This is a genomic window from Sulfitobacter sp. M05 (assembly GCF_029285175.1).
Lineage (GTDB): Bacteria > Pseudomonadota > Alphaproteobacteria > Rhodobacterales > Rhodobacteraceae > Sulfitobacter.
This window is the reverse complement of sequence record NZ_JABEDH010000003.1, coordinates 95,027-120,655: the sequence shown is the minus strand read 5'-3', so window position 1 is coordinate 120,655 and position 25,629 is coordinate 95,027. Positions and strand designations below refer to the sequence as shown.

Below are 25,629 nucleotides of genomic sequence, written 5' to 3'. Positions count from 1 at the left end.
GTTTCCTTACGAAGGGCGCAGGTGCTTTTCGGGCGAAACAACAAAGCACCGGGATGACGATGACCTATCCCTGACGCACGGGTCTGTCCCCCATCAGATAGCGCGGCCCGTTGCCGTTTTCCGCCGCCCGGTCCTTGGGGTTATACAAGGCGCAAACGTCCAGACTTAGGCAGCCGCAGCCGATGCAGCCGTCCAGATTGTCACGCAATTTCGTCAGGGTTGCGATCCGTGCATCCAGTGTCGCGCGAAACCCTTTGCTGATTTTGATCCAGTCGTTCTTGGTCGGCGCACTGCCATGGGGCAACTGATCCAGCTGTTCCTTGATCTGCGGCAGGGTAAATCCGAACTGTTGGGCGATCATAACAAAGCTGAGCCGGCGTAGGTCTGCCCGTTCAAACCGCCGTTGTCCGCCAGTATTGCGCCACGGTTTAATCAACCCCTGCGCCTCATAATAGCGGATGGCTGACACGGCCAACCCCGTACGCGACGCCAATGCCCCAATCGTCAGCCCGTCCTTTGCCACTCAAATTCTCCTAAAAAATACCTTGACCTAAAGTTAGGTTTAGAAATTACAACGGATTTATCACCTAGACAACAGCAAAGGAAAAACCATGACGGCCATATTGGAACACGCAAATTTCACTGTCCCCGATCCGCTTGCCACCGCGCGCTGGATGGAAACGGTTTTCGGCTGGCATATCCGCTGGCAGGGTGACGCCATGGCGGGCGGGCACACCGTGCATGTCGGAACAGATACACAATATGTTGCCCTTTACACACCCGGCGACGACGTATTGGCCAAGGGTGTAAACTATACGCAGGTCGGATGCCTGAACCACATCGCCGTGGTGGTCGAAGACCTTGATGCCATGGAAACCGCCGTAAAGGCGCAAGGCTTTAAAACCGGCAACCACGCCGATTATGAACCCGGGCGGCGCTTCTACTTTCACGACGCTGACGGGATCGAATTCGAGGTTGTGCAATACTGATACCCGCGCAAGGCCGCGCATCCCTGCGATGGGCCTTGCATTTCCACACCACTTTAGGTCAGGTAACCAACGACCTGACCTTTTAACGGCCGTTCACCCGCAACACTGCGGTGCGCGGCCCTCTGTACGTGGACAAATGCCATGGAAAAGATTCCAATGACCCGCGCCGGGCACACCGCCCTTGAGACGGAACTGAAGCAGCTGAAAACCGTCGAGCGCCCCGCCATCATCACGGCAATCGCCGAAGCCCGCGAACATGGTGACCTGTCCGAAAACGCCGAATATCATTCAGCCAAGGAAAAGCAGTCCTTTATCGAGGGCCGCGTCAAGGAATTGGAAGGGGCGATTTCACTCGCTGATGTGATTGACCCCGCGAAACTGTCCGGATCAATCAAGTTCGGGGCCGTCGTTACGTTGGTGGATGAAGACACCGACGAAGAAAAGACCTATCAGATTGTCGGCGAATACGAGGCCAAGATCGAAGACGGCCTGCTGAACATCAAATCCCCGATTGCCCGCGCCCTGATCGGCAAGGATGAGGGTGACAGCGTCGAAGTGCGCACCCCCGGCGGTGTCCGATCCTATGAGGTCCTCAAGATCGTCTATGCCTGAATTGGACCGCGCAGATGACTGACCCAGACCAGACAGACCCGGCCCAGGCCGGAAACCCACCGGCCCAAACCGCCACCGTCAAAGTAACGGGTATTTCGGGCCGGCCCACATCTTTGGGCATTTACGACAAACCGCGCCCGGAAACGATCACCTCGATCGAAATCCTTGCGCTGGCGCTCAGCGGTGTATGGTTACTGGGGGCTGCGTTCTTTTTCCTGATCCTGCGCGATGAAAGCAGCGGCGATGAAAGCGCGCAGAGCTTGCGGTTTCTGATGACAATGCTGGCAATTTTTATGCCCGTGGCGATGATCTGGGTTGCGGCCACTGCGGCAAAGGCCAGCCGCGTCATGCGCGAAGAAAGCCAGCGCTTACAATCATCCATTGATGCCATCCGGCAGGCCTATATCACCCAGCAACAGGGCCAAAACAATCGCACGGAACCCTCTGTGACCCGCAAGCTGGACGAGATCGCCGCCGCCGCGCGCAAAACCGAAACCGCCCTTGCAACATTTCAATCGCGCCGGGATGAATCCGGCCGGCCAAAGGCACCGCCGGAACCCACCAAAGCCGGTGATGATCAGCCCGCTCTGGCCCTTGGGACACAGGCCGCTGACATGGCCCCGCTGTTGTCGAATGACGATTTTATCCGCGCCCTGAACTTTCCCGAGACTGCCGAAGATGAGGTCGGCTTTGCCTCCCTGCGCCGGGCGCTCAAGGACCGTTCAACCTCGCAGTTGGTGCAGGCATCGCAGGACGTGCTGACCCTGATGAGTCAGGATGGAATCTATATGGATGATCTGCGCCCTGACCGGGCCCGCCCTGAAGTCTGGCGGCACTTTGCCCAAGGTGCGCGCGGCCGTGCCATCGCCCCGCTGGGGGGCATTCGCGACAGATCCTCTCTGGCGTTGACAAATGCACGGATGAAACAGGACCCGATCTTTCGTGACGCGGCACACCACTTCCTGCGCCGGTTCGACCAGACGTTTTCAGGCTTTGAGAAAACCGCCTCTGACACTGAAATTTCCGCCCTGTCCGACACCCGAACCGCCCGCGCCTTCATGTTGCTGGGGCGCTGTGCAGGCACGTTTGATTAGAGCTAGGCCTGCACGCCGAAACTGCCGTAAGGAATATACCGCACCAGATCGCCGGCGTTGATGGTGCCGGCCGGTTCGGGCAGTTCGATCAATCCTTCCGCCCACGATAGCCCGCTAACCCGCCCAGACCCTTCCGAGGCAAAAACCTCGGCGCGCCCGTCCCGAATACGCGCCCGCAGGTATTCGCGTCGCCCGGCCTTTTTCGTCTTGGTAAACCCGGCAGGTACGTCAAATCCCTGCGGCACAGCCCATGCCGCACCGGCCAGAACATCCATCGCAGGGCGCGCAAAGATTAGCGTGCAAACCATTGCTGCCACTGGGTTTCCCGGCAATCCGAAAACCGGTACACCTTTCCACATCCCCAGTGCCAGCGGCCTGCCCGGTTTAATCGCAATCCGCCAAAGCGACAATGCGCCCGCCTCTTGCAAGATCGCTGACATATGATCCTCGTCCCCCGCAGAGGCACCACCGCTGGTCAGGATCACATCCACTTTGCTGCTTGCGACATCCAGCCGCTTGCCCAACGCGGCACGATCATCAGGCGCGCGGCCAAGATCGACACAGTCGTGACCAAAGGAGGTCACCAGCCCGCTCAGCATGGGCCGATTGGCGTCATGTATCTGACCCGCGACAGCTGTTTCGCCAGCCTCAACCAGTTCGTCCCCTGTAGACAGGATGCCCACTCTCAAGGCCTTGCGCAATTGCACGTCGCCCACACCGGACGCCGCCATCAACGCCAGATCAGCCGGTGTCAGTCGCCGCCCTGAGGCAAGGATTTCCTGACCTGCCTTTACATCTTCACCCGCTTTTCTGGTATTCGATCCAGCCTTGACCGGACCAGAAAACCGGATTTCCCCGTCCCTCAGAACAACGTCTTCCTGCAAGACCACGGTGTCCACCCCGCGCGGTAAAGCGGCCCCTGTCAACACCCGAACCGCGCGCCCCTCGATCAGCTCTGCCGGCGCATCACCGGCAGCCGCGCGTCCCTTTGCCAAAGGCAGCACATGCGCACCGGCACCGCGACCGCCAGCAAATCCGTAGCCGTCAACCGCCGTATTGGGCAGCGGCGGATTTGACCGCAACGCCGCCACCGGTGTCGCCAAGACGCGCCCCAAAGCCTGCATGGCCGGCAGTGTTTCAATGCCCGCAACAGGGGCCAACCGGTCTTTCAGCAGATCAAGCGCCTCGTCCACGGGTGTCCAATGAACCCCGGCAGGCAGGGCAAAACAATCGTTGCGAAGTGGGGGCGTTTGTAATTCCGCCTCATACCCCAGACCAAAAATCCACCCTTCCTGCGGTGCCTCGACATCCAGTATTTCGTGCAGGCGATCGGCCCCCAAAGATGCAATTTGCCGTGCAACCTCGGCAACTTGCCACGCATCCTTGATCATGCCGTCAGGTGCGGGTCCAGCCGTTAGCGAGGGCCAAATTTCCACACAAGCGATTGGCGCATCAAGCGATTGAAACGGCCAGATCGCCACATCAAATTGCCGCCGCAAACGCGCCAACACCGCCATACCAGTCATCATTTGCCCGCCAACAGCGCCCGTGCCGCCCATCTGCCAACAGGTAAAGGCCCCCTTGGCCAGCTCTTCACAGCGCCGCCGGTCGGTAAACAGGTTTACATACCCTTGTTTGTTCCGGCCCAATCCCGCAATTTCACGCTTCAGCCCGTTGAACCAAAACGGCCCCTTGCCGTTCCCAAGCGCAAGGTTGATCGCACCCGCTAGATCAAACCGATTGTTCTCTTGCGGGGTGTCGGTGATCCGTTCCTCAAACCAGTCCCAGACCGCCAAAGGGTCGGCAGAACCAGCAAGCGCTGTGGCAAAGCCCGTCGGATAGCCAAACGGAAAATCGAAGCCCGCCAGCAGGCGGCGACCGGCCGCTTGTTCTTCAGCAAACAGCGTCGTTAGCCATTCCTGCGCCACTTGGCGATTACGCAGATAAACCGGTTCATGTGCTTTGCCATTGCGGTGAACCGCCGCCCAAATGGCATCCTTGCGCGGGCGTGGGCCGGTGTCGTTGCCACTGCTCCAATCAACAGCAACGATGGTGTCAAACCCTAGCACAGCCCCACCTCGGCCAGAATGAAATCAGCGATTTGCACCGTGTTGTTCAGATCATACACAGGCACCTCCAAGTCCAGCGGCGTGTCGCTGGCAACCGCGCGCACGGTGGGGTCTTCCGGCGCGATCAACGGGTTTCCTGTGACACTGCGATGGGCCTCGACCTTGGGGTGGCCATCGCGTTTGTACCCCTCAATCAGCACCAGATCGACCGGACCAAGCCGCGTCAGCAAATCCGCCAGGCTGGGCTCCTCTTCATCGCGCAATTCATGCATCAGGGCAAAGCGGTTGCGCGAGGCCAGCAACACTTCGGTGGCACCGGCGACGCGGTGGCGGAAACTGTCCTTGCCTTGATGATCAACGTCGAAAGCATGATGTGCATGTTTCACGGTAGACACGCTGAACCCGCGCTCGGTGATTTCCGTGACAAGGCGCTCCATCAGGCCGGTTTTGCCCGCGTTCTTCCATCCGACAATCCCGTAAAGCCTCATATCATTGCCTCCGCCTCTGCCAAATCCGCGGGTGTGTTAACGTTGAAGAACGCCTGCTCTTGCGGGAACAACGCCTCGCGCCCACCATGTTTTTCGGTCCATAGCACCACCTTGCGCAGCCCGCCGTTCAGCGCTGCGCGCAGGTCGTCGCGCAATGCCACGGGCCACAGCCCAAAGGTGGGGTGGCGCGCTGTCCCACGTTTTGCATCGGGTGTCGCGGCCAAGACCAACGGATGCGCCATGCCTTCGCTGCGCAGCAAGAGCTGCGGCACCAGATCACAAGGGAAAAACGGCGTGTCGGCTGCGGCTGTTACAATCGTTTCCGCCCCCTGCCCCGCCGCCCAATCCAGACCGGCCAAAACCCCAGCCAGCGGACCGGCGAAACCAGTGACGGAATCAGGCAGTATCGGCAGATCAAATGCCGCGAACCGCAGCGGATCGCCATTTGCGTTCAGCGCCACATCCGCCACCTGAGGGGCCAGCCTGTCCAAAACCCGTTGCAACAAGGTTTGCCCACCAAGCGGTAACAAGCCTTTGTCGCCCCCGCCCATCCGGGTCGCTTGCCCACCGGCAAGGATCACACCAAGTGGTTGTTTCATACCGCCCCCTTGCGGCCAGACCGCTTAGGGTCATCCGCAACCAACGCTGGGTCTGCATCCCGGATCAGCCGATCCTCGCCACTCAGGCAGACAAAGCGTTTGCCTTTCATCCGGCCAATCAAGGTTAGGCCAAGCTGTTGGGCAATCTCTACCCCCCAAGCCGTAAAGCCAGAGCGCGATGCCAGCACAGGAATACCCATCATCGCCGTCTTTATCACCATCTCAGAGGTTAAGCGCCCCGTCGTGTAAAGCACCTTGCTCTCTGCCGAGATCCCCTCGGACAGCATCCAGCCGGCGATCTTGTCGACCGCATTGTGACGTCCGACGTCCTCCATATAAACCAGCGGCTTGTCCTCTTGGCACAGCACCGTACCGTGGATTGCACCCGCCTCAAGATAAAGCGATGGCGTGCGGTTGATCTTGGCCGACAGGGCATAAAGCCATGAGGTACGCACGGCGGTCTGGGGCAGGACAACCCCGTCGAGCCCCTCCATCATATCGCCAAAAACAGTGCCCACCGCACAGCCCGATGTCCGGGTCTTGCGTCGCATCTTATCTTCATAATCGGTCGCCCGTGCTGTCCGCACCACAACAGTTTCAAGCTCTTCGTCATAATCGACCCGAGTAATGTCTTCGTCTGGGCGCAACATCCCTTGATTGCGTAAAAACCCAAGCGCGAGGTATTCGGGGTAGTCGCCGATCGTCATCGCTGTCACAATTTCCTGTGCGTTCAGAAAGATCGTCAGCGGGCGTTCTTCGACCACATTCAATGTGGTTTCGCGCCCCTCGTGATCCACACCATGTACCGCACGGGTCAACCTGACAGCGGCTGGATCGGGCGCAATCAGATATTCTGTGACATCAGTATCTCGGGCCAATTGTATCCCCCACTGGTTGGCGTTACGCATGGCGTTAAACTAGGGGCTTCGCATGACCACCACCACCGTGAAATCCGCCTTTTTAAAAGGCTTTGCCGACGGATCACCCTTTATTCTGGTGATCATTCCCTTTGCTTCGCTGTTTGGCCTGATTGCCACCGAGGCGGGGCTAAGCGTATTGGAAGCATTGGTGTTTTCGCTGGTTGTTATCGCCGGTGCGGCACAGTTTACCGCCCTGCAACTGCTGCAAGAAGAAGCGCCGACCATGATTGTGCTGGCCTCAGCCTTGGCGGTAAATTTGAGAATGGCGATGTATTCGGCCTCCCTGACCCCCTACATCGGGTCCGCCCCTCTTTGGCAGCGCGCACTTGCCGCCTATCTGACCGTCGATCAATCCTATGTGGTGTCGATGGCGGAATTCGAGAAAAACCCCAAGATGACAGTCCCGCAACGGGTCGCCTATTTCTTTGGTGCCGTCACGCCGGTGGTCCCGCTGTGGTACGTTTTCACAGTTGTGGGCGCTGTTCTGGGTACGCAAGTGCCGGACAGCTGGGCGTTGGACTTTGCGATCCCAATCACCTTTCTGGCAATGATTGCGCCGATGTTTCGCACCCTGCCCCATGTTGTCGCCGCCTTCGTCGCTGTGGTGGTCAGCCTGCTTGCAACGGGCGTGCCCTATTCCATGGGAGTGATCATTGGCGGGGTTGCCGGTATGCTTGCCGGGGCCGCGCTTGAAAAGCGTCTGGCCCAGAAGGGGGACGGAAATGATTGACAAGACCACCCTTTGGATTGTGATCATCGGCCTGGGCGTGGGCAGTTTCCTGTTGCGTTTTGCCTTTACCGGTTTTGTCGGAGACCGCGAGATGCCGGCATGGTTGCTGCGGCATTTGCGATATACCGCTGTGGCGGTTTTGCCGGCGCTGATCGCACCACAGGTCCTGTGGCCATCTGCGACCGGTGGCGAAACCGATCCTGCGCGTCTGGCCGCAGCTGCGGCTGCGCTTGCAGTCGGGTTGCTGACAAAAAATGTCCTTGGGGCGATGCTTGCCGGCGGATTTACCCTCTACGGGATGTTGTATCTACTGGGTTAAGGCGGCGGCGCGCACAGCGCCGGCCAGATCGTCAGGATCATCCTCGAACAATCTCGTCGTGGTGACATTCGGGAAAGTCTCGATCTGGTCCATCAGGTTGGTCGGGAAAAACGTGGTTTTCACATCGCCAAACCCGTCAATCTGAGACAGGATGCCAGAGGTTGCGTTTGCACAGAATGCGCCGGCAACACTGCCGTTTGCCTTGACCAGACGCAAAGCCTGTTCGGCCTGCGCCGCAGTGACCGGTATTTCCTGCGACACCACATGAAAGGTCGATCGGGCATGTGCGGATTTATAAGCCTGCACCCAACCCGGCGTCATGCCGTAAAGCACATCATCGCGTTCGACCACACGGTCATCGCGAAACGACCCCGCCGGATCAAAGATCACACGTTCGGACCCGCTGACCATCAAAGAAGTGTGTCCGCCGCTGCCACTGCGGTTGTTCACCATGGTGAATACCGTCAGGGTCGGCTGTCCTCCGGCCTGATAACGCGCCGCAGAAATTTCATCAAAAGAACTGTCGCCGCCGGAATTGGCAGCACATCCCGAAACCAAGGCAATCAGTGCCAGACCGGCAAGAAAACGTTTCACAAGCAAGGCACCCTGTTTCGGTACGCGGGCAGCATAGAAAATGACGCCCGCGTTCTTGCCGCATGACGCCCTTGGTTCAATGCAAGCCCGCAGCAGCAGATTTACGTGGCAAAAATCGCCATCAGCACCAGTGCTACGATGATTACAATCGTGGATTTGGTGGTAAATGACATGAATCCGTCGAACATTTTCTGCTGTTCGCTGCAATCCATTGAGCCATGTTCATGTTCGGCCATCTGTAGGTTCCTTCAGATACTTGTTTCGCGGCTGGTTATCTTATTTCGGTTCCGCTGTCACCCAGTCAAAACACCTCATTGACCACAGTTCAGCCAACCTCGTCTTGTGACTTCTCCAAATCTTCAACCAACCGAAAGCCGATCCGGTTGGGAGCTGCCCCTTCTTTGGCATTGGGCAAGGCCCGTAACATCACGTTCAACTGGCTGACATGTTGCACCAACTGAGTGCGCCCGCCCGCGGGATCTGTGCCGTAAAACGTCACGATGTCAGGGTCGAAATACCCCATCCCTTCAATGCGCAGCACACCTGCGTCACCACCGGCAAACCCCATGGCGACCTCATGTTCGTTGTCCAATTGTTCTTCGAAGTTCTTGAGATACAGCACCGTGCGCTCATAGGCCCATTGTGCGGGACTTTTCTGCGCAACCGATTCGGCCTTTACAGATTCAGGCAGGCTTTCAGCCTTGGCTTTGGACCGTGTCGGGTCGCTATGCACCTCGTGACAACGGGGCAAGGCATCACTTTCGACCGCTTCAGCGGCTGTCTTGATCTCGTTGTCCATCACACCTCATCCCTTGCTCTGATACACCCACGCCCCATCTTCCGCACGCAGTTCCCGCGTGGCAAGGCCGCTTTGGTAAAGGTGGCTCAAATGGGCGACCGCTTCAACCAGGGCAAGGCCATATTCCGCCTCACCTATCTTTCTTTTGAACAAAGGTGAAAAACACTCCGAAGCGGATTTCGGCCTGTCGATATAGGCCGCCAGCCGCTTTAGTGCGCCGTGGTGGTTTTCAATCAACTGTTCCATTCGCTTGGGCAGCCCGGTGAACGGCAGCTTGTGCCCGCCCAACACCAGATGGTCGGCGCGCGCCATCGGGGCCAGCCGCTCACATGCCTCAAGCCATTCGCCAATCGGATCCGCCATGGGTTCGGTCGGATAAACCCCGACATTCGGGCTGATCGACGACAGAATCTGGTCTCCCGCAAGCACAAGGTTGTCATCCCTGCTCCAGAAGGTTGCGTGTTCTGGCGCATGACCGTTGCCCATATGGACATCCCAGTCGCGCCCGCCAAACCGGATACAATCGCCCTGTTTTACACGGGTGAATCCCAGCGGCAGCGGGGCAACAATATCACAGAAGTTGAACGGCCTGTCCTTACGTCGTTTTTCCAGCATTTCAGGGTCCATCCCCGAAAGCCGGTAAAACGCCAGCGTTTCTTCGGGCGACACTTCCTGTTCGTCCAGTGTCAGCATACGTGCCGTCAGCCATGCCGTGCGCGTGGTGACCAGTTCGGCGCCGTGTTCGGTCTGAAACCAGCCCGCCAACCCGATATGATCAGGGTGATGGTGGGTGACCACAACACGGCTCACCGGTTTACCGCCCAACGGCCCCGCAAGAACCTCGGCCCAGATTTCCTTGGATTTCTTCGACGCAAACCCCGTGTCGATGATCGTCCAGCTGTCGCCCTCATCGAAGGCATAGATATTCACATGGTCGAGCTTCATCGGCAGCGGCATACGCAGCCATAGCACCCCCGGGGCGACTTCGATTGCGGCGCTGCCGGCAACCGGTGGCGTGTCAAACGGATACCGCAGACCCGCGGGTGCTATGTCCGCCATCAGGAGGCCAGTGCTTCGGTGGTCACGGCAAACAGGTCCGCTTCGCCGGCTTGTGCATGGGTCAGCAAGCCCACATGATCCGGCAACATCCGCAGGATATAGAATCGCGCCAGCTTTTCGCGGGGTCCGCCCTTATCTGCCATTGCCGCCTTGAGGTGCAGCTGCGCGCCCAAGACCCGCGCAAAAGCCTGTAGATATGGCACCGCACCGGCAAAACGGTTGTTCATATTGTCTTGTGCCACCAACCATTCGGTCGCTTCCCGCATACTTTCGCACGCCTGCCAGCAGGCATCTGCCATATTGGGAAAGTCAGGACGCGCCCGTTCGATGTCTTCTTCCATTTCGTCCAACAACAGGCCGGCCGCCTCGCCGCCGTCCATCATCTTGCGGGCCACCAGATCCATCGCCTGAATGCCGTTGGTGCCTTCATAAATGGTGGTCACCCGCACATCGCGGCAGAACTGCGCCGCGGCGGTTTCCTCGATCACGCCCATGCCGCCATGCACCTGCACCCCCAAATCCGCCACCTTGCAACCGGTATCAGAGCCGAAGGCCTTGGCAATCGGTGTCAGCAAAGCCGCACGCGCACGCCATGCCGGATCACCAGTGGCCGCCGTCATGTCCAGCGCATAGGCACAGTTGAGTGCAATAGAACGGGCGGCAAAAATATCCGCTTTCATCTCGGCCAGCATCCGGCGCACATCAGCATGATCCGCGATGGTGCCTGCACCGTCCGCACCGGCGCGCCCCTGTTTACGCTCAAGCGCATAGCTCAGTGCGTGCTGATAGGCCGCTTCGGCCACACCGATGCCCTGCCCACCAACACCCAGACGGGCGTTGTTCATCATGGTGAACATTGCGGCCATACCGCCCTGCTCTTCGCCGACCAGCCAGCCTGTGGCCTCGTCATACTGCATGACTGCGGTCGGTGAACCGTGCAAACCAAGCTTATGCTCCAGGCTTACGGCACTGACGCCATTGCGTTTGCCGGGCGTGCCGTCTTCGTTGGGAATGAACTTGGGAACCAGAAACAGGCTGATACCCTTGGTGCCCTCGGGGGCGCCAGGAATACGGGCAAGCACCAGATGGCAGATGTTTTCGGACACATCGTTATCACCCCAAGTGATAAAGATTTTCTGGCCCGAAACGGCATAGGTGCCGTCACCATTGTCAACCGCCTTGGACTTCAGCGCGCCAACGTCCGATCCGGCCTGCGGCTCTGTCAGGTTCATGGTACCGGTCCATTCCCCCGACACCAGTTTGGGCAGGTACAACTGTTTGATCGCGTCCGAACCGTGGTGTTCCAACGCCTCAATCTGGCCTTGTGACATCAACGGAGCCAATTGCAGCGAGATACACCCGCCACTCATCATCTCGTTTACAGCCGAGCTTAGAATCATCGGCAAGCCCATGCCGCCGTGTTCGGGATCTGCGGACATGCCGATCCAGCCACCTTCGGCAATGGCTTTGAAACCTTCAACAAAACCCGGCGATGTGCGCACGACTCCGTTCTCAAGTTTAGACGGGTGTAGATCCCCATTGCGTTGCAGCGGGGCCAGCACTTCGTCGCACAGCTTGCCTGCCTCTTCCAGAATGGCGGCGGTCACATCCGCGGTTGCTTCTTCGAACCGGGTGGTTTGCCGTAGGGCATCCGCGTCTAATAAGTTGTCGATCATGAAAAGATATTCGTTCACGGCGGCGCGGTATGGCATATGAAGTGTCTCCTGATAAAGTCGGCATGGCTGGCACGTCAGCCGTAGCCCTGATAAGGGAACTATGGCTTGTAACATGGAATGCCGCGTTGCCCTACCGCAACCAAAACGCCGCGTCAAAGGGCCACGGATGGAAATGGAAACGCTTGAACTTACTCCCGATCCCGCAGGAATTGCCCGCGCGGCCAGCCTGCTTGATGCCGGTGATCTGGTATCGTTCCCGACCGAAACGGTTTACGGATTGGGCGGGGATGCCCGAAATGGTGCAGCTGTGGCAGGGATTTACGAGGCCAAAGGCCGCCCCAGCTTCAACCCGCTGATCGTGCATCTGGCCCAAGCGTCGATGGCGCGCGCCTATGTCCAATGGTCAGATGCGGCGGATATTCTGGCAGGTGCCTTCTGGCCCGGCCCGCTGACGTTGGTGCTGCCCCTGCGGGAGAACCATGGGCTGTCCTCTCTTGTCACTGCCGGACTGGATACGGTTGCACTGCGCGTTCCGGCCCATGCAACGGCACATCGGCTGCTTGCCGCTTTCGGCGGGCCGGTTGCCGCACCTTCGGCCAACCCCTCAGGGCGGATTTCACCAACCACGGCAGAACATGTGTTGGCCGGTCTGTCCGGCAAAATTGCCGCGGTGTTGAACGATGGCCCCTGCGCCGTCGGTCTTGAAAGCACAATCATCGGCCTTGGGGACGGGCAGCCGACACTTTTACGCTCCGGCGGTCTCCCTCAGGAAGCCATCGAAGCAGCGCTTGGCCATCCGCTTGCCCAGCCCAGTGGCGGCGATGTCACCGCTCCCGGTCAGCTCAGTTCGCATTACGCACCGGCAGCAAAAGTGCGGTTAAACGCAACTCAGGCCGAGAACGGTGAATTGCTGTTGGGATTTGGCAAGATGCCCTGCGATCTGAACCTGTCGACAATCGGCGACCTCAGCGAAGCGGCCGCGAACCTGTTTGACCATCTGCACCAGCTTGACGCCAAATCCCGTCCGATTGCCGTGGCCCCGATTCCCGCCCATGGTCTGGGTCAGGCGATCAACGACCGCCTAAGGCGGGCCGCCGCACCGCGCTAGACAACCGCCTCAGGCGTGCCCGGCTGTGGCGGACAAAACAAGCGGATCAATCCCAAGCGAGCCCAGCGCCGCCTCCCATTTCTCGCCATCCGGCAGATCAAACACGATTTCGGATGTCGCATCGGCGGTCAACCAACCATTCTGACCGATCTCTGCCTCCAACTGGCCAGGCCCCCAGCCAGAATAGCCCAACAGCAACAAGGCCTTATCCGGCCCCGTTCCCTGCGCGATGTCTTCCAGAACGTCCAAAGTCGCGGTCATGCCAAACCCACCCTCGACCTGCAATGTGTGCAAGGCAGAGCGGTACTCATCCGAATGCAGAACAAAACCACGACCGGTTTCAACCGGTCCGCCGAAATGCACGCCGAGTTGGTTTTTCGCTGGTGTGATGTCGCGGGAAAGCTGGTCCAGCACATCCGACAGGCTGACACCTTTCGCAGGTTTGTTCACGATCAAACCCATTGCACCTTCCGCATCGTGGGAAGATAAAAAAATCACCGAATGGGCAAAGCGCGGATCGCCCATTCCCGGCATCGAAATCAACAGTTTTCCCGTGAGGGACAAAGGCGCGTCGGTCTGGAGGGGCGTCTTGTGCATAATGATAAGAATGCCCGCAGACGGCCCCTGCGACAAGAGTTTTGCAACTTCCAGCCCCATATTTCCGAAACATCGCTGATGTAAACGTGACTTGGCACTGGATGGCGATTGCCCCATCTTTGGGAAATGATCAAAAGATGTCTCTCCGCCCTTGCGCTGACCTGCGCCACCGCCCTGCCCCTGACGGCAGGCAATGATGTGGGAACACCGGTATCTGGTGAAATTCTGACAGGCTGGCAGCGGGCCGATGGCACGCGTATCGCGGCCCTGCGCCTGAAACTTGCCCCCGGCTGGAAAACCTATTGGCGCAGCCCCGGCGATGCTGGCATCCCGCCCGAATTCAACTGGTCCGGCTCTGATAATCTGCGCGGGGTCGGCATCACCTGGCCCGCGCCCGAAGTATTCACAACATCCGGTATGCGCACCATTGGGTATTCCGGGGACGTGATCCTGCCCCTGACACTCGCGCCAAAGCGTGCAGGCGAAACGATGGTGTTGAACGCAGCGTTGGACATCGGCGTGTGCAAAGACATCTGCATTCCGCATCGCATGTCCCTGTCTGCGGTCCTTGATGGTACCAACGGTAAACCAACACCGGCGATTGCCGCAGCGCTTGCCACGCGGCCCTATTCCGCCAAAGAGGCCGGCGTGAAGACTGCCACCTGTGCCCTAAGCCCGACCAAGGACGGTATCCAGATTGAAGCTTGGATGAAACTGCCTCCGGCAGGGGGCGACGAGGTTGTGATCATCGAGGCCGGACAGCCCGGATTGTGGTCGAGCGAGACAAAAGTCACCCGCAGCGGTGGCACCTTGCGTGCAAAAGGGGAAATCATGGCCGCGGATGGGTCACCACTTGCGCTTAACCGTTCGGCCATCCGGATTACCGTCTTGGGCTCCAGTCATTCGGTCGATATTCGCGGCTGCACAGCCGGGTAAGCGGCGCACTCAGACCTTTCGGCGCATGTTGAACACCAGTGCCATCATCAGGTAACCGACCAGCGCCACCAACGCGGCCCCCGCGACAAACAACAACAGCCCCGCCAATAGTGCTGGCAAGGCCTGCATCGCCGGCACCACGCTGGCGGCAAGCGGATGTAACGCACCGAACCACGCCGCCCAGCCCATCGTCACCGCGCCCCAGCCCAACACCACCGTCCAAAGCCCCAACATCCCCAGCCGAAGCCCCTTGAGCGGCGCCCGCATCCCACGGCGCAGCGCCGCAATCTGGCGGGCCACGTCATGTTGCGCAGCGATCAAGGCAGGCACCACCAACAGCACAAGGATCATCCCGAAGCCAAGGCCATAAACCAGCGTGATCACCGTAGGTTTAAGGAACTGCGCTTGTTGGCTTTGCTCATAGAGCAGCGGTGCCATGCCCAGCACCGTGGTTAAAGTGGTCAGCATCACAGGCCGCAGGCGGTCCGCGGCCCCGTCGATAATCGACGGGATCAGCCCGCGCGTCTCTGCATATTCGTCGATTGTAGTGACCAGAACAATGGAATCGTTAATGATGATACCGGTCATGCCCAGCAAGCCGACAACCGTGAACATGCTCAACGGCACCTCCCACAGGTGATGCCCGTAGATGGTGCCGACCAATCCAAACGGGATGATTGCCATAACCACCATGGGCCGTGTCCAGCTGCCGAACACCCATGCCAGCACCAGATAGATGCCGGTCAGACACAAGGTCAGCCCCGTCAGTGCATCGCTCAGGAAATCACTCTCTTGTTCGCTTAGCCCCGCGAGGCGGTATTCAACCTGAAGTTCTGAGGCGATGCGAGGCAAGATATCATTTTCCAGTGCGTCCTGAATCGCCGTGGCACGTGCCGCGTCATCCTCGGAAATATCCCCTGTCACCGAAATCAGGCGAATGCCGTTTTCACGCCGGACGGTGGAAAACCCCGTGCGTCGCTGAACACTCACGATATCCGCCAACGGCACATAGAGGCCGGCAGGTGTCCGCATTTGCGTACGGTCCAGAAAATCCGCCGTCAGCTCGCCCTTGGGCAGTTCCACGCGGATCGTCGCAGAGCGTGGCCCATCAGGATAGGTTGCCGCTTCGATGCCGCCCAACCGGTGGCGCAAAGCGCGGCCCAACGTGTCGATGGTAAAGCCCAGCGCCTGCCCCTGCGGTGTCAGATCAAGGATCAACTCTTCCTTGTCATAAGCCAGATTGTCCTGCACCGCGCTAACCTCGGGGTACTGGCGCAGCGCCTCCTGCAAAGCTTCGGACGCGGCTTTCAACCTCTCCGTATCTGCTCCGTAAAACTGGACATCCAGCGCATCACCACCCGGACCAGAGCGCCAGCCGCGAAAGCTGACCGTCTCGGCCATCGGATGGTTGACCACGCTGTCTTGCAGTTCGGCCACGAAGGCAAAACTGGAATAGCACCCTTCGGTGCGCGGGCACCGCAGATCCGCGTCGATCAGTTCAATCGAAATGCCACCCAATAGGTCGTTATCCTTGGTATCCGCCCCAGCAAGCCCATAGCCGGAGTTGCCACCGGTCTGGGCAATCACATAATCCAGCGGATTAACCCCATAGCGTTCGCCGTATTCCGCGCCCAACACCTCGGTGGCGCGCTGCATTTCACGCATCATCGCCAGTGTATCCGCACGGGTCGCCCCTTCGGTCATCATAAAGTTACCGGTGACAGACCCGCGTTCCGGTGCGTTGAAGAACCGCCATTGCACATCCCCTTTGATGAACATCGCCAGTTGCGACGCCAAGACGGCAACGACGCCGGCCAGCACAACGTAACGCGCACGGATCACCCCGGCCATAAAAGGACGGAACAGGGTTTCGCGCAGCCAAACAAAGCCGCGATTCACCACGCGGCTGGGTGTATCATACCAATGCGCCTTATCCGCTGCCGCCACGGCATGGGCCATGTGGTTGGGCAGGATCAGAAAACACTCAACCAGCGATGCGGCCAACACAGCAATCACCGTGTAGGGAATATCGCGGATCAAATCGCCAAACCGCCCGCCCACGGCGACCAGTCCGAAAAACGCAATGATGGTTGTGAGTGTCGCGGCAAACACTGGCATCGACATGCGCTGCGCCGCTTTTTCTGCCGCGACCATCGGTGGCTCCCCCAAGGCGCGATACCGGTGATCCGTATGTTCCCCCACAACAATCGCGTCATCCACAACGATGCCCAGCGTGATAATCAATCCGAACAGCGAGATCATGTTGATCGTCAGCCCCCCCAGATACATCAGGGCAATTGCCGCCCCCATCGCCACGGGAATGCCGGCGGCCACCCAAAAGGCTGTGCGCGCATTCAGGAACAGAAACAACAGCCCAACCACAAGACCCAGCCCCATCAGTCCATTATCAATCAACAGATCAAGCCGGCCTTTGATGGCCTCGGATCGGGTACGGATCAACTCGACCGTCACCGCCGCAGGCAGGTTCGCCCGCAGCTCAGTCGCGACGCGCTCGACGTCTTCCTGTATGCCAATGGCGTCACCCCGATCCGACCTGTCCACCCGCACCGACATCGCGGGGTTCTGCCCCACAAAAAACTGTCGTTCACGGTCCACGCCCTCGGCGCGTACCGTGGCCACATCCCCGATCGTCAGTTTCGATCCATCAGAATTCGAGCGCAGAACGATGCCTGCAATCTCGCGCGCTGACCGTTTCGCCGTACCAGTGCGCACCCGCGCATTCGCCCCGCCGACATCCCCCGCCGGATCGGCATCGACCTCTGCGGCGATGGCCGCCGCAATTTCCGCCATGGTGATGTCATAGGCAACAAGCTGAACCGAAGGCACTTCGATCAGGGTCTGGGGCGCGGCCACACCCTGAATGGTGGTGCGGGTCACACCGGCGGCAAACAGCCGGGTGACAAATTCATCCGCGAACCGACCCAGCTGTTCGGTCGCTACCGGCCCTGTGATCACAACATCCGTCACCCTGTCGCGCCACGCCCCGCGGCGCACGTTGGGTTCTTCCGCCTCCTCGGGTAAACTGGTGACAAGGTCTACCGCCGTCTGCACATCTGCGGCAGCGCGCGCCATGTCCCAGCCCGGTTCGAAATCAAGGACAATGCGCCCCGATCCTTCGCGTGAGGTACTGTTTGAACCTTCGACACCTTCAATGGCCAGCAAAGCAGGCTCTAGGATCTGTACAATGCCGGCATCGACATCCTCGGCACCAGCGCCCAGCCAAACTGTTGACACCGTTACATTATCGACAATCACATCCGGGAAAAACTGGGCCCGCATGTTGGGTGCCGAAACGAAACCGGCAACCAGCAGGACCATCAACAAAAGGTTGGCCGCCGTGCGGTGACGCACGAAATACGACAGGATGCCTCCGGCCGGGCTTGGCATCTTGCGTACCATGGATCAGCCCCCCATCCGGCTTTCAATGCGGGCGACCATCTGTGCCGGCACGGTCGGCTCCGCCAGACGGGCCAGCACCCGGGCCTTGGCCTCTTTGGGCATCCGCTGGTTTGCCTCGACAAAGGCGACCAGTTTGGCACGGCGTTCTGCGGAGAGTTCAAGCATTTCCGGTTCTGAAGGCGGCGCCCCACGGATCACAGGCTTGACCGCAATGCCGCCTCCCAAAAGCGGCGAGCGGGCCTCGACCACCTGCCGGCCCAGGATCGCCCCCCGTACCAAGACGTCATCCCCTTGCCGGCGCAAGATTTCGACACGTACCGCCTCAAGCCGGTTTTCCTGATCCAGCACCAGCAATTCACCCTGTGCATCCACCGCAGACGCGGGCAGACGGGTGACATTTTCCAGCAAAGGTTCCTGCACCCGCACGGTCACGAAATCGCCGGGTTTGAAACCGCCGGCATTACCAAGCGCAGCAAAGATCAACCGACCTGTCGCCCCCTCGCCGGCGGCGGCGCTTGCGCGGCTGATCCTGCCCTTTGCCTCAAGGTCAACGCCGGTGATATCAAGCAACACAGTAACCTCGGCGTTTACCAATCCGGCGTTTTCGTCCAGCAATCGCGCGTATTGCGCCGTCGACAGGCGGAACGACACCTCAAGGTCTTGCGGATCAATCAATTCTGCCAGCCGCTCGTTTGCGGAAACCCGTCGCCCCACGACCACATCGGTCGCCGAAAGCGTCCCGTCAAACGGTGCCGTCAAGGTGGTATCGGTCAGCCTCCGTTCAGCTTCGGCCAAAGTGATCCGCGCCCGCGCCAGCCGGGTTTTGGTCTGATCCAGCCGCGCCTCGGCCTGTGCGACGGCCTGCCTGCGGGACACAACCAGCTGTTGCGCACCGGCGGCGGCCAGCTCTGCCGCCTCTGTGGTCGCGGCTGTCCCGACACCGCGTTGCGCCAATCCCTGCTGGCGCTCAAATGCGCGGGTGCGCAAATCCGCCTGCAATTGGGTCGCGTCCAGCTCCGCCCCCGCCAGTTCAAGCGAGCGTGCCGCATCGCGGCCCTCGGCCAAAGCATCGGCCACATCACTTTGCGCACGATCCACCGCCGATTGCGCATCTGCCGGATCCAGACGCACCAGCACCTGACCGGCCGTTACCCGACCGCCATCCTCAAAACCTTCGGCCAGTTCGACAACCCGTCCACCGCCTGCCGCGCGCAGCTCAAGCAACCGGCGGCTTTGCACCTCGCCAAAGGTTTCCAGCACCGGCACGATATCCTCAGCTTGCGCCGTGATCACATTCACCGCAAAAACGCGCTCGCGCACTGGGGGGGCTTTGGGATCCTCGGCCATCCGTTCTTTGACCGCGCCCCCCACCATTGCGGCGGCAAACACCAGCAATCCAATGGTGCAGGCCGCCAGAAAGAGGCCAATCATGCTTTGACGTAAAAAACGCATACCCGTCCGATCCAATGGGTTTTCCTCTGCGCCACCCTAATGGCCGCGCAGGGAATACCAAGTTACATCTTGTTCAACGGCGGTCTTGGGCGTTTCTGTCGCAGGAAACACACTATTATTTTCGCCGCTTGTGTTCATCCAGACGCGGCATGATTTCGACAAAATTGCAGGGCCGGTGCCGGTAATCGAACTGTTTCACCAGAATTTCATCCCATGCATCCTTGCAGGCCCCCGGCGATCCGGGCAGCGCAAACAGATAGGTACCATTCGCCACACCACCGGTTGCACGGCTTTGCACCGCTGACGTGCCAATCTTTTGCATCGAGACGATTGTAAAAACAGTACCGAAGGCTTCGATCTCTTTTTCATAGACATCGCGATGTGCCTCGACCGTGACATCACGTCCAGTCAATCCTGTGCCGCCTGTAGAAAGGATCACATCAATCGCGTCGTCCGCACACCACGCCCGCAGCTGGTCTGCAATCAGGCCCCGCTCGTCCGGCAGAATATGGCGCTCGGCAACCGAATGCCCCGCCGCCTCAATCCGGTCACGCAGCACATCGCCAGAGCGGTCCTGCGACAAATCGCGGCTGTCCGATACCGTCAGAAGTGCAATCCGCACCGCGACAAATTCGGCGGTTTCGTCAATACGGCTCATGTACGCTCCAATACTGCTAGTCGGGCGGCGAGGCCCAGAAAAATGCTACCGCTGATCCACCCCGTGACACGGCTTGCCCGGCCACCCGTCGCTAGGGCACGGCCAAACCGTCCCGCAAATGCGCCGACCGCCCCGTTGATCACAAAACCACCGACACCGATCACCGCGCCGCAGATCAGGAACTGGCCCAGCACATTGCCAGCCTCGGGACGGATAAACTGCGGCACAAAGGCCAGCACGAACAGGATCACTTTTGGGTTAGTCAGGTTGATCATAAGGCCGGTGCCAAAGGCACGCCCGACGGACAGGCCCGGCCCCGTCGGCCCCACGGGCGGAACTGGCCGAAAAGCACCTATGGCAAGGTAAACAAGATAGGCCACACCGATCCAGCGGATCACATCAAAGGCCCAAGGGTGCGCCGCAATCACCGCGCCCAACCCCAATCCCGCCAAGGCAACATGCACCATGCCGCCGACTGCCACACCACCGCTGGCGGCAAAAGCCGCGCGCGGACCGGCCCGCAATCCCTGCCCCAGACAGAACATCATATCAGGCCCCGGCGTCAGGTTCAGCGCAAGAGCCGCAGGCACGAAGGCCAAAAGTGTTAGGGGGTCAACCATTCTTCATCCGTTCCCGCAGGCTAAGCAAATCCGCCCATGCCTCGCGTTTGTATTCAGGCGAGCGCAGCAGATAGGCCGGATGAAAAATCGGCAGAGCAGGTCGGTCCGCCGCTTGCGTCCATTGTCCGCGTAGCCGGGTGATACCGCGTTTGCCTAGCAAAGTCTGGCAAGACCAATTGCCCACAAGGACCAATATGTCAGGCGCGGCCAATTCGATATGGCGCAACAAAAACGGTTTCATCATCGCGATTTCATGCGGCTTCGGATCGCGGTTCTGTGGTGGACGCCATGGCAAAACATTGGTGATATAGACCGGTGCCTCAGCATGGTTGCGCCCCATCTGGATCGCCGCCAGCATCTTGTCGAGCAACTGTCCCGCCTTCCCGACAAACGGCCTGCCTTCGCGGTCTTCATCGCGCCCCGGTGCCTCGCCGACCAGCATCACACGGGCCCCCGGCGTGCCATCGGAAAATACCAGATTTCGCGCGCCCTTTTTCAAATCACAATGATCAAAGCCCGCCATCGCAGCGCGCAATTCCTCAAGCGTGTTCGCGGCCTTGGCCGCCTGTTCGGCCAAAGCGACGGGATCTTCCTTGGCCATCGGGACAAACCCAACCGCTGGCGGCGTGGCACCCTTGGGTTTTTCAACTGCGGCAGGCACCTCATAGCGATTGACCGGCACGTCCGAAATCGCCTCGGTCGCACCAAGTTCAATCTGCCATTCCAGCAGTGCGTGATCGTGATGAAAGCTCGCTGATTCCATGGCCACAGCTTACGCCCCCTAAAGAGCAATCTAAATCCCTCATCGCCTTGCCGCGACACCGGCCCGCACCCTATAAGGGGGCAATCACATTCAAAGGTGTCCCCATGTCCCTCGCACCCGCCGCATTCCCCCATAAACACCTGCTTGGTATCGAACATCTGTCACCAACAGACATCACGGCGATTCTTGATCTGGCCGATACCTATGCAGACCTGAACCGCCAGCCGCTGAAACATACCGATGCCCTTGCAGGGTTGACGCAAATTAACATGTTTTTCGAGAATTCCACCCGCACGCAGGCCAGCTTTGAAATTGCCGGTAAACGCCTTGGGGCGGATGTCATGAACATGGCAATGCAGGCCTCTTCGATCAAAAAAGGCGAGACCCTGATTGATACGGCAATGACACTGAATGCAATGCACCCTGATCTGTTGGTGGTGCGCCATCCGCAATCCGGCGCAGTCGACCTGTTGGCGCAAAAGGTAAACTGTGCAGTGTTGAATGCCGGTGACGGACGTCACGAACACCCAACACAGGCGCTGCTGGACGCGCTGACAATCCGGCGCGCCAAGGGACGCCTGCACCGCCTGTCCATCGCGATCTGTGGTGATATCGCGCATTCCCGTGTCGCCCGTTCCAACATCATGCTGCTGGGCAAGATGGAGAACCGCATCCGCCTGATTGGCCCGCCCACTTTGATGCCATCGGGGATCAGCGAATTCGGGGTCGAGGTCTTTGACGACATGGCCGAGGGGCTGAAGGACGTGGATGTGGTGATGATGCTGCGCCTGCAAAAGGAACGGATGGACGGCGGGTTCATCCCGTCAGAACGCGAATATTACCACCGCTACGGGCTGGACGCGGACAAGCTGGCCCATGCCAAACCCGACGCGATTGTAATGCACCCCGGCCCGATGAATCGCGGAGTCGAGATTGACGGAACGCTGGCCGATGACATCAACCGCAGTGTGATTCAGGATCAGGTCGAAATGGGCGTCGCTGTGCGTATGGCCGTGATGGATCTCTTGGCCCGCAATCTTCGCACCAGCGCATTGGAAACGGTGTAACAGCGATGGGCCTTGATATCTCAACCGGAGAAATCGGCACAACGCGGGTGTTTTCCCTGTCGATGCCGCCGACACAGGCACGGAGCTTGCAAGCCAACCCGCAGGCACAGTTGGCAATACTGGGGGCCGAGGGGCTGAACCCTGACGGTCTTGAGGTGTTTCAACTTGCCGATCTGGGCGACGTTGGGCTTGTCGGATATTTGCGCGATGGCACGGATGCGCCGGAAGCCGATCTTAAACGCGACGCGGCCAAACTGGCGGCGCTAGACGGATGGGTAATGCTGGTGCATTCGCTGGCCTTTGGCGGCAAGGCGACGACCCTGACGCCGGCCTCTGCGCTGACACTGATCGGCACATACGCACAATCACCGGCGTCGCGTCCGCAAACCAATGTCTCGGCCCATGCTGCACAGCCCTACACCGGCCCCCCTCCCCCGTCGGCCACCGCCACCGACACCCGCCGCGGCGGATCATTGGCGGTTGGCGCGCTGATCCTGCTTGCCGTTGTCATATTGTGGTGGGCCTTGGCCTGACCTATCCTGCGAAAGGAACACCAGATGGAAGACCCTAAAGATCCCAAGATGTCCGGCAGAATCGCGACCATCGCTTTACTCGTCGCCTTTGGCATTGTGGGCATGATGCTGTGGATCGCCTGACGGCGGACGGCATCAGCTGGACCCCCTCGCGGCGGGTGTTCTTGCGACGTGTGGGAATCACCGCTGTCCTTACGTTTCTCGGCCTCTCGGCCATTATCTTTGCCTATTCGTTCTATTTCACGCTTCCGGACGTCTGGATTTTTCCAAGTGCCGGAGTGCTGACATTAGGCTTTGTAATCGAGGACCTGCTGCGGTGGCGCAACCTGCGCAATGATTTGTGGCAAATCAGCGAGGGACAACTGATCTATGACGGGCCAGACGGGCGAGCGCAAATTCCGCTTGGAGAAATCGACAGCGCCAAGGTGCAATTCGGCACCCGCGTTGTGGTCAAACTTGCCTCGGGGCAACGTATATTGATGCGCTATCTGCCCTATGCCGCCGACACCGCCGACCAAATCGACGCCGCCCGCGGGCCGCGCCGCCCCTGATATCCGCTCGGCCCCCCTTGGTTTAGGGGCGGTTTTCGGGCAAGACACCACAACCTGATCCAGACCAAAGGCCCGCCATGACGCTGCATTTCATCAATGCCAAGCTGATCGACCCCGAAGCAGGGGAAATCATCACTGGTAGACTTCAAATTGCGGACGGCAAGATCGTTCAAATCAGCGCCGATGATGCCGCCCCGCCTGCGAATGCCCAGGTCATCGACTGTCAGGGAAAATACCTCGCCCCCGGCATTGTCGATCTGGGCGTCAAGGTCTGCGAGCCGGGCGAACGGCATAAGGAAAGTTACCGTTCCGCCGGACTGGCCGCCGCCGCCGGTGGTGTAACCACGATGATTACCCGCCCCGATACCACGCCAACAATCGATAGCCCCGAGGTGCTTGAATTTGTGACCCGCCGCGCAAACGAGGCCGCGCCGGTGCATGTGGTCCCCATGGCAGCGCTGACCAAAGAGCGCGCAGGCCGCGAGATGACCGAGATCGGCTTTCTCATGGATGCCGGGGCCGCCGCCTTTACCGATTGCGATCACGTTGTCACCGACACCAAAGTATTCGCCCGCGCGCTGACCTACGCAAGCAGTCTGGGCGCTTTGGTCATTGCCCACCCGCAAGAACCGATCCTGAGCGCAGGTGCAGCAACAACATCGGGGAAATTTGCCTCGCTGCGTGGCCTGCCAGCGGTATCGCCCATGGCCGAACGTATGGGGTTGGACCGAGATATTGCGCTGATCGAAATGACCGGCGCGAAATACCATGCCGACCAGATCACCACCGCCCGCGCCCTGCCAGCGCTGGCACGGGCCAAGGCAAACGGGCTGGACATCACTGCGGGCGTCGGCATCCACCATCTGACGCTGAATGCGCTGGATGTGGCCGACTATCGCACATTCTTTAAGCTGAAACCGCCACTGCGTGACGAGGAAGACCGGCTGGCCGTCGCCGAAGCCGTGGCCAGCGGCCTGATCGACATCATCTGCTCTATGCACACACCGCAGGACGAGGAATCAAAACGTCTGCCGTTCGAAGAAGCGGCTGCTGGCGCTGTCGGGCTGGAAACGCTGCTGCCCGCTGCACTGCGTCTGGTGCACGTAGAACTAATGGATTTGCCGACCCTCTGGCGGGCTATGTCGTTCAACCCCGCCCAACGGCTGGGCCTGCCGGGCGGACGCCTAAGTGTCGGTGCCCCAGCAGATTTGGTGTTGTTTGACGCAAACGCGCCTTTTGTGATGGACCGTGCAACACTGCGCTCAAAATCACGCAACACGCCGTTTGACGGGATGCGTATGCAAGGTAAGGTGCTGAAAACCTATGTTTCCGGAACCTGTGTATTCGAGGGGCCCTAATGCCGCCAATTGACTCTTCTGCCGCCGTCCTGATCCTTTGGGCTGTATTGGGATATCTTGCCGGCTCGATCCCCTTTGGCATGGTATTGGCCCGCCTGATGGGGCTGGGCAATTTGCGCGACATCGGGTCAGGCAACATCGGGGCTACCAATGTTCTACGCACGGGCAACAAGAAGGCAGCGGCGCTGACCCTGCTGTTTGATGCGGCAAAAGGGGCTGTTGCGGTGCTGTTGGCCCGCGCCCTTGCGGGTGAAGCAGCGGCACAGCTGGCCGCCCTTGCTGCGATGCTGGGGCACTGCTTTCCGGTCTGGCTGAATTTCAAAGGCGGCAAAGGGGTTGCAACGTTCCTCGGCATCATGCTGGCGCTGGCCTGGCCTGTCGGGGTCGGCTGCTGTCTGGCCTGGGTGGTTGCCGTCGCTGTAACGCGGGTGTCGTCGATGGGCGCACTTGCTGCGGCTTCAGCTTCAACAATTCTGCTGGTGGTTCTGAATTTCGGACACGTGCTGATACTTGGTATCTTGTTGACAGTGCTGCTTTTTGTGCGTCATCGCGCCAATATTCAAAGGATCAAGGCCGGCACTGAACCCAAGATCGGCGAAAAAAAGTGACCATGCGTAC

28 protein-coding genes are annotated in these 25,629 nt (G+C 59.6%); 12 read left to right on the top strand and 16 right to left on the bottom strand.

What is annotated here, in order from left to right:
• Positions 1–64: 64 nt before the first annotated feature.
• Positions 65–523 (bottom strand): redox-sensitive transcriptional activator SoxR, encoded by a 459-nt coding sequence (soxR, locus tag HKX44_RS14285; protein ID WP_276152035.1) that lies wholly within the window; start codon positions 521–523, stop codon positions 65–67.
• 88 nt (positions 524–611) lie between these two features.
• On the opposite strand from soxR, the gene HKX44_RS14280 reads away from it, so the two are divergent.
• The 3 genes from HKX44_RS14280 to HKX44_RS14270 all read left to right on the top strand — a co-directional run bounded on the left by HKX44_RS14280 (position 612) and on the right by HKX44_RS14270 (position 2,695).
• Positions 612–989 carry a VOC family protein gene (locus HKX44_RS14280; RefSeq protein WP_276152034.1) on the top strand — a complete coding sequence of 126 codons (378 nt, stop codon included), beginning with the start codon at positions 612–614 and terminating at the stop codon, positions 987–989.
• A gap of 141 nt (positions 990–1,130) precedes the next feature.
• The gene (greA, locus tag HKX44_RS14275; RefSeq protein ID WP_276152033.1) at positions 1,131–1,601 is read left to right on the top strand and encodes a transcription elongation factor GreA; all 471 of its coding nucleotides are present in this window, start codon (positions 1,131–1,133) and stop codon (positions 1,599–1,601) included.
• Between the two features lie 14 nt (positions 1,602–1,615).
• The gene (locus HKX44_RS14270) at positions 1,616–2,695 is read left to right on the top strand and encodes a hypothetical protein (protein WP_276152032.1); all 1,080 of its coding nucleotides are present in this window, start codon (positions 1,616–1,618) and stop codon (positions 2,693–2,695) included.
• A 2-nt stretch (positions 2,696–2,697) separates the two neighbouring features.
• Here HKX44_RS14270 and HKX44_RS14265 read toward each other — a convergent pair whose 3' ends face one another.
• The 4 genes from HKX44_RS14265 to HKX44_RS14250 are packed head-to-tail and all read right to left on the bottom strand — an operon-like array spanning position 2,698 to position 6,735.
• Entirely contained in the window at positions 2,698–4,764 is a 2,067-nt protein-coding gene (locus HKX44_RS14265; RefSeq protein ID WP_276152031.1) for a molybdopterin-binding protein, read from the bottom strand.
• Entirely contained in the window at positions 4,758–5,252 is a 495-nt protein-coding gene (mobB, locus tag HKX44_RS14260) for a molybdopterin-guanine dinucleotide biosynthesis protein B (RefSeq protein WP_276152030.1), read from the bottom strand. The genes HKX44_RS14265 and mobB overlap by 7 nt, the downstream gene beginning before the upstream one ends.
• A complete protein-coding gene (gene mobA, locus HKX44_RS14255) occupies positions 5,249–5,851 on the bottom strand; it encodes a molybdenum cofactor guanylyltransferase MobA (protein ID WP_276152029.1) in 603 nt (200 codons plus the stop codon). Before mobA ends, mobB begins: the two co-directional genes overlap by 4 nt.
• The gene (locus HKX44_RS14250; protein WP_276152261.1) at positions 5,848–6,735 is read right to left on the bottom strand and encodes a formate dehydrogenase accessory sulfurtransferase FdhD; all 888 of its coding nucleotides are present in this window, start codon (positions 6,733–6,735) and stop codon (positions 5,848–5,850) included. The genes mobA and HKX44_RS14250 overlap by 4 nt, the downstream gene beginning before the upstream one ends.
• A 46-nt stretch (positions 6,736–6,781) precedes the next feature.
• Here HKX44_RS14250 and HKX44_RS14245 point away from each other — a divergent pair, with 46 nt between their 5' ends.
• Positions 6,782–7,501: an AzlC family ABC transporter permease gene (locus HKX44_RS14245; protein WP_276152028.1), complete on the top strand. Its 720-nt coding sequence runs from the start codon at positions 6,782–6,784 to the stop codon at positions 7,499–7,501.
• A complete protein-coding gene (locus HKX44_RS14240) occupies positions 7,494–7,820 on the top strand; it encodes an AzlD domain-containing protein (protein ID WP_276152027.1) in 327 nt (108 codons plus the stop codon). Before HKX44_RS14245 ends, HKX44_RS14240 begins: the two co-directional genes overlap by 8 nt.
• On the opposite strand, the gene HKX44_RS14235 is transcribed toward HKX44_RS14240, so the two are convergent.
• The 5 genes from HKX44_RS14235 to HKX44_RS14215 form a co-directional block, all read right to left on the bottom strand.
• On the bottom strand, positions 7,809–8,414 hold the full coding sequence (locus HKX44_RS14235) for a hypothetical protein (protein WP_276152026.1): 606 nt from the start codon (positions 8,412–8,414) through the stop codon (positions 7,809–7,811). The genes HKX44_RS14240 and HKX44_RS14235 overlap by 12 nt on opposite strands.
• 101 nt (positions 8,415–8,515) lie before the next feature.
• Positions 8,516–8,650, bottom strand: a complete 135-nt coding sequence (locus HKX44_RS14230) for an aa3-type cytochrome c oxidase subunit IV (RefSeq protein WP_276152025.1) — start codon at positions 8,648–8,650, stop codon at positions 8,516–8,518.
• Between the two features lie 89 nt (positions 8,651–8,739).
• A complete protein-coding gene (locus HKX44_RS14225) occupies positions 8,740–9,213 on the bottom strand; it encodes a DUF6173 family protein (RefSeq protein ID WP_276152024.1) in 474 nt (157 codons plus the stop codon).
• A 6-nt stretch (positions 9,214–9,219) separates the two neighbouring features.
• Entirely contained in the window at positions 9,220–10,272 is a 1,053-nt protein-coding gene (locus HKX44_RS14220) for an MBL fold metallo-hydrolase (RefSeq protein ID WP_276152023.1), read from the bottom strand.
• Positions 10,272–11,984, bottom strand: coding sequence for an acyl-CoA dehydrogenase (locus tag HKX44_RS14215; protein WP_276152022.1), 1,713 nt, complete (start codon positions 11,982–11,984; stop codon positions 10,272–10,274). The genes HKX44_RS14220 and HKX44_RS14215 overlap by 1 nt, the downstream gene beginning before the upstream one ends.
• A gap of 130 nt (positions 11,985–12,114) precedes the next feature.
• On the opposite strand from HKX44_RS14215, the gene HKX44_RS14210 reads away from it, so the two are divergent.
• Positions 12,115–13,056 carry an L-threonylcarbamoyladenylate synthase gene (locus HKX44_RS14210; protein WP_276152260.1) on the top strand — a complete coding sequence of 314 codons (942 nt, stop codon included), beginning with the start codon at positions 12,115–12,117 and terminating at the stop codon, positions 13,054–13,056.
• Between the two features lie 9 nt (positions 13,057–13,065).
• Here the strand turns inward: HKX44_RS14210 and HKX44_RS14205 are convergent, their stop codons facing one another.
• Positions 13,066–13,620: a YqgE/AlgH family protein gene (locus tag HKX44_RS14205; protein ID WP_276152259.1), complete on the bottom strand. Its 555-nt coding sequence runs from the start codon at positions 13,618–13,620 to the stop codon at positions 13,066–13,068.
• A 141-nt stretch (positions 13,621–13,761) separates the two neighbouring features.
• Between HKX44_RS14205 and HKX44_RS14200 the strand changes: the two genes are divergently transcribed.
• Complete coding sequence (locus tag HKX44_RS14200) at positions 13,762–14,589, top strand: protein-disulfide reductase DsbD domain-containing protein (protein ID WP_276153721.1); 828 nt, start codon at positions 13,762–13,764, stop codon at positions 14,587–14,589.
• 9 nt (positions 14,590–14,598) lie between these two features.
• On the opposite strand, the gene HKX44_RS14195 is transcribed toward HKX44_RS14200, so the two are convergent.
• From HKX44_RS14195 to HKX44_RS14175, 5 genes are all read right to left on the bottom strand, one after another.
• Complete coding sequence (locus tag HKX44_RS14195) at positions 14,599–18,009, bottom strand: efflux RND transporter permease subunit (protein WP_276152020.1); 3,411 nt, start codon at positions 18,007–18,009, stop codon at positions 14,599–14,601.
• Between the two features lie 3 nt (positions 18,010–18,012).
• On the bottom strand, positions 18,013–19,461 hold the full coding sequence (locus HKX44_RS14190; protein WP_276152019.1) for an HlyD family efflux transporter periplasmic adaptor subunit: 1,449 nt from the start codon (positions 19,459–19,461) through the stop codon (positions 18,013–18,015).
• A 115-nt stretch (positions 19,462–19,576) separates the two neighbouring features.
• Positions 19,577–20,119 (bottom strand): molybdenum cofactor biosynthesis protein B, encoded by a 543-nt coding sequence (gene moaB, locus HKX44_RS14185; RefSeq protein WP_276152018.1) that lies wholly within the window; start codon positions 20,117–20,119, stop codon positions 19,577–19,579.
• A complete protein-coding gene (locus tag HKX44_RS14180; protein ID WP_276152017.1) occupies positions 20,116–20,739 on the bottom strand; it encodes a LysE family translocator in 624 nt (207 codons plus the stop codon). Before HKX44_RS14180 ends, moaB begins: the two co-directional genes overlap by 4 nt.
• On the bottom strand, positions 20,732–21,502 hold the full coding sequence (locus HKX44_RS14175) for a uracil-DNA glycosylase (protein WP_276152016.1): 771 nt from the start codon (positions 21,500–21,502) through the stop codon (positions 20,732–20,734). The genes HKX44_RS14180 and HKX44_RS14175 overlap by 8 nt, the downstream gene beginning before the upstream one ends.
• A gap of 104 nt (positions 21,503–21,606) precedes the next feature.
• Between HKX44_RS14175 and HKX44_RS14170 the strand changes: the two genes are divergently transcribed.
• The 5 genes from HKX44_RS14170 (at position 21,607) to plsY (ending at position 25,619) form a co-directional block, all read left to right on the top strand.
• Positions 21,607–22,569 (top strand): aspartate carbamoyltransferase catalytic subunit, encoded by a 963-nt coding sequence (locus tag HKX44_RS14170; protein ID WP_276152015.1) that lies wholly within the window; start codon positions 21,607–21,609, stop codon positions 22,567–22,569.
• A gap of 5 nt (positions 22,570–22,574) precedes the next feature.
• Positions 22,575–23,102 (top strand): hypothetical protein, encoded by a 528-nt coding sequence (locus HKX44_RS14165; RefSeq protein ID WP_276152014.1) that lies wholly within the window; start codon positions 22,575–22,577, stop codon positions 23,100–23,102.
• 110 nt (positions 23,103–23,212) lie between these two features.
• Entirely contained in the window at positions 23,213–23,653 is a 441-nt protein-coding gene (locus HKX44_RS14160) for a hypothetical protein (protein ID WP_276152013.1), read from the top strand.
• 77 nt (positions 23,654–23,730) lie between these two features.
• Positions 23,731–25,011, top strand: a complete 1,281-nt coding sequence (pyrC, locus tag HKX44_RS14155; protein WP_276152012.1) for a dihydroorotase — start codon at positions 23,731–23,733, stop codon at positions 25,009–25,011.
• Positions 25,011–25,619: a glycerol-3-phosphate 1-O-acyltransferase PlsY gene (gene plsY, locus HKX44_RS14150; RefSeq protein ID WP_276152011.1), complete on the top strand. Its 609-nt coding sequence runs from the start codon at positions 25,011–25,013 to the stop codon at positions 25,617–25,619. Before pyrC ends, plsY begins: the two co-directional genes overlap by 1 nt.
• Positions 25,620–25,629: the final 10 nt, after the last annotated feature.

Excerpts from the sequence above, each read along its gene's own strand:
- HKX44_RS14280 (WP_276152034.1), top strand. The coding sequence starts at position 612 with ATGACGGCCATATTGGAACACGCAAATTTCACTGTCCCCGATCCGCTT.
- greA (WP_276152033.1), top strand. The coding sequence starts at position 1,131 with ATGGAAAAGATTCCAATGACCCGCGCCGGGCACACCGCCCTTGAGACG.
- HKX44_RS14195 (WP_276152020.1), bottom strand. The coding sequence starts at position 18,009 with ATGGTACGCAAGATGCCAAGCCCGGCCGGAGGCATCCTGTCGTATTTC.
- HKX44_RS14190 (WP_276152019.1), bottom strand. The coding sequence starts at position 19,461 with ATGCGTTTTTTACGTCAAAGCATGATTGGCCTCTTTCTGGCGGCCTGC.
- HKX44_RS14170 (WP_276152015.1), top strand. The coding sequence starts at position 21,607 with ATGTCCCTCGCACCCGCCGCATTCCCCCATAAACACCTGCTTGGTATC.
- mobB (WP_276152030.1), bottom strand. The coding sequence starts at position 5,252 with ATGAGGCTTTACGGGATTGTCGGATGGAAGAACGCGGGCAAAACCGGC.
- HKX44_RS14180 (WP_276152017.1), bottom strand. The coding sequence starts at position 20,739 with ATGGTTGACCCCCTAACACTTTTGGCCTTCGTGCCTGCGGCTCTTGCG.
- HKX44_RS14220 (WP_276152023.1), bottom strand. The coding sequence starts at position 10,272 with ATGGCGGACATAGCACCCGCGGGTCTGCGGTATCCGTTTGACACGCCA.
- HKX44_RS14225 (WP_276152024.1), bottom strand. The coding sequence starts at position 9,213 with ATGGACAACGAGATCAAGACAGCCGCTGAAGCGGTCGAAAGTGATGCC.
- HKX44_RS14230 (WP_276152025.1), bottom strand. The coding sequence starts at position 8,650 with ATGGCCGAACATGAACATGGCTCAATGGATTGCAGCGAACAGCAGAAA.
- HKX44_RS14245 (WP_276152028.1), top strand. The coding sequence starts at position 6,782 with ATGACCACCACCACCGTGAAATCCGCCTTTTTAAAAGGCTTTGCCGAC.
- pyrC (WP_276152012.1), top strand. The coding sequence starts at position 23,731 with ATGACGCTGCATTTCATCAATGCCAAGCTGATCGACCCCGAAGCAGGG.
- moaB (WP_276152018.1), bottom strand. The coding sequence starts at position 20,119 with ATGAGCCGTATTGACGAAACCGCCGAATTTGTCGCGGTGCGGATTGCA.
- plsY (WP_276152011.1), top strand. The coding sequence starts at position 25,011 with ATGCCGCCAATTGACTCTTCTGCCGCCGTCCTGATCCTTTGGGCTGTA.
- HKX44_RS14270 (WP_276152032.1), top strand. The coding sequence starts at position 1,616 with ATGACTGACCCAGACCAGACAGACCCGGCCCAGGCCGGAAACCCACCG.
- mobA (WP_276152029.1), bottom strand. The coding sequence starts at position 5,851 with ATGAAACAACCACTTGGTGTGATCCTTGCCGGTGGGCAAGCGACCCGG.
- HKX44_RS14165 (WP_276152014.1), top strand. The coding sequence starts at position 22,575 with ATGGGCCTTGATATCTCAACCGGAGAAATCGGCACAACGCGGGTGTTT.
- HKX44_RS14210 (WP_276152260.1), top strand. The coding sequence starts at position 12,115 with ATGGAAATGGAAACGCTTGAACTTACTCCCGATCCCGCAGGAATTGCC.
- HKX44_RS14215 (WP_276152022.1), bottom strand. The coding sequence starts at position 11,984 with ATGCCATACCGCGCCGCCGTGAACGAATATCTTTTCATGATCGACAAC.
- HKX44_RS14240 (WP_276152027.1), top strand. The coding sequence starts at position 7,494 with ATGATTGACAAGACCACCCTTTGGATTGTGATCATCGGCCTGGGCGTG.
- HKX44_RS14175 (WP_276152016.1), bottom strand. The coding sequence starts at position 21,502 with ATGGAATCAGCGAGCTTTCATCACGATCACGCACTGCTGGAATGGCAG.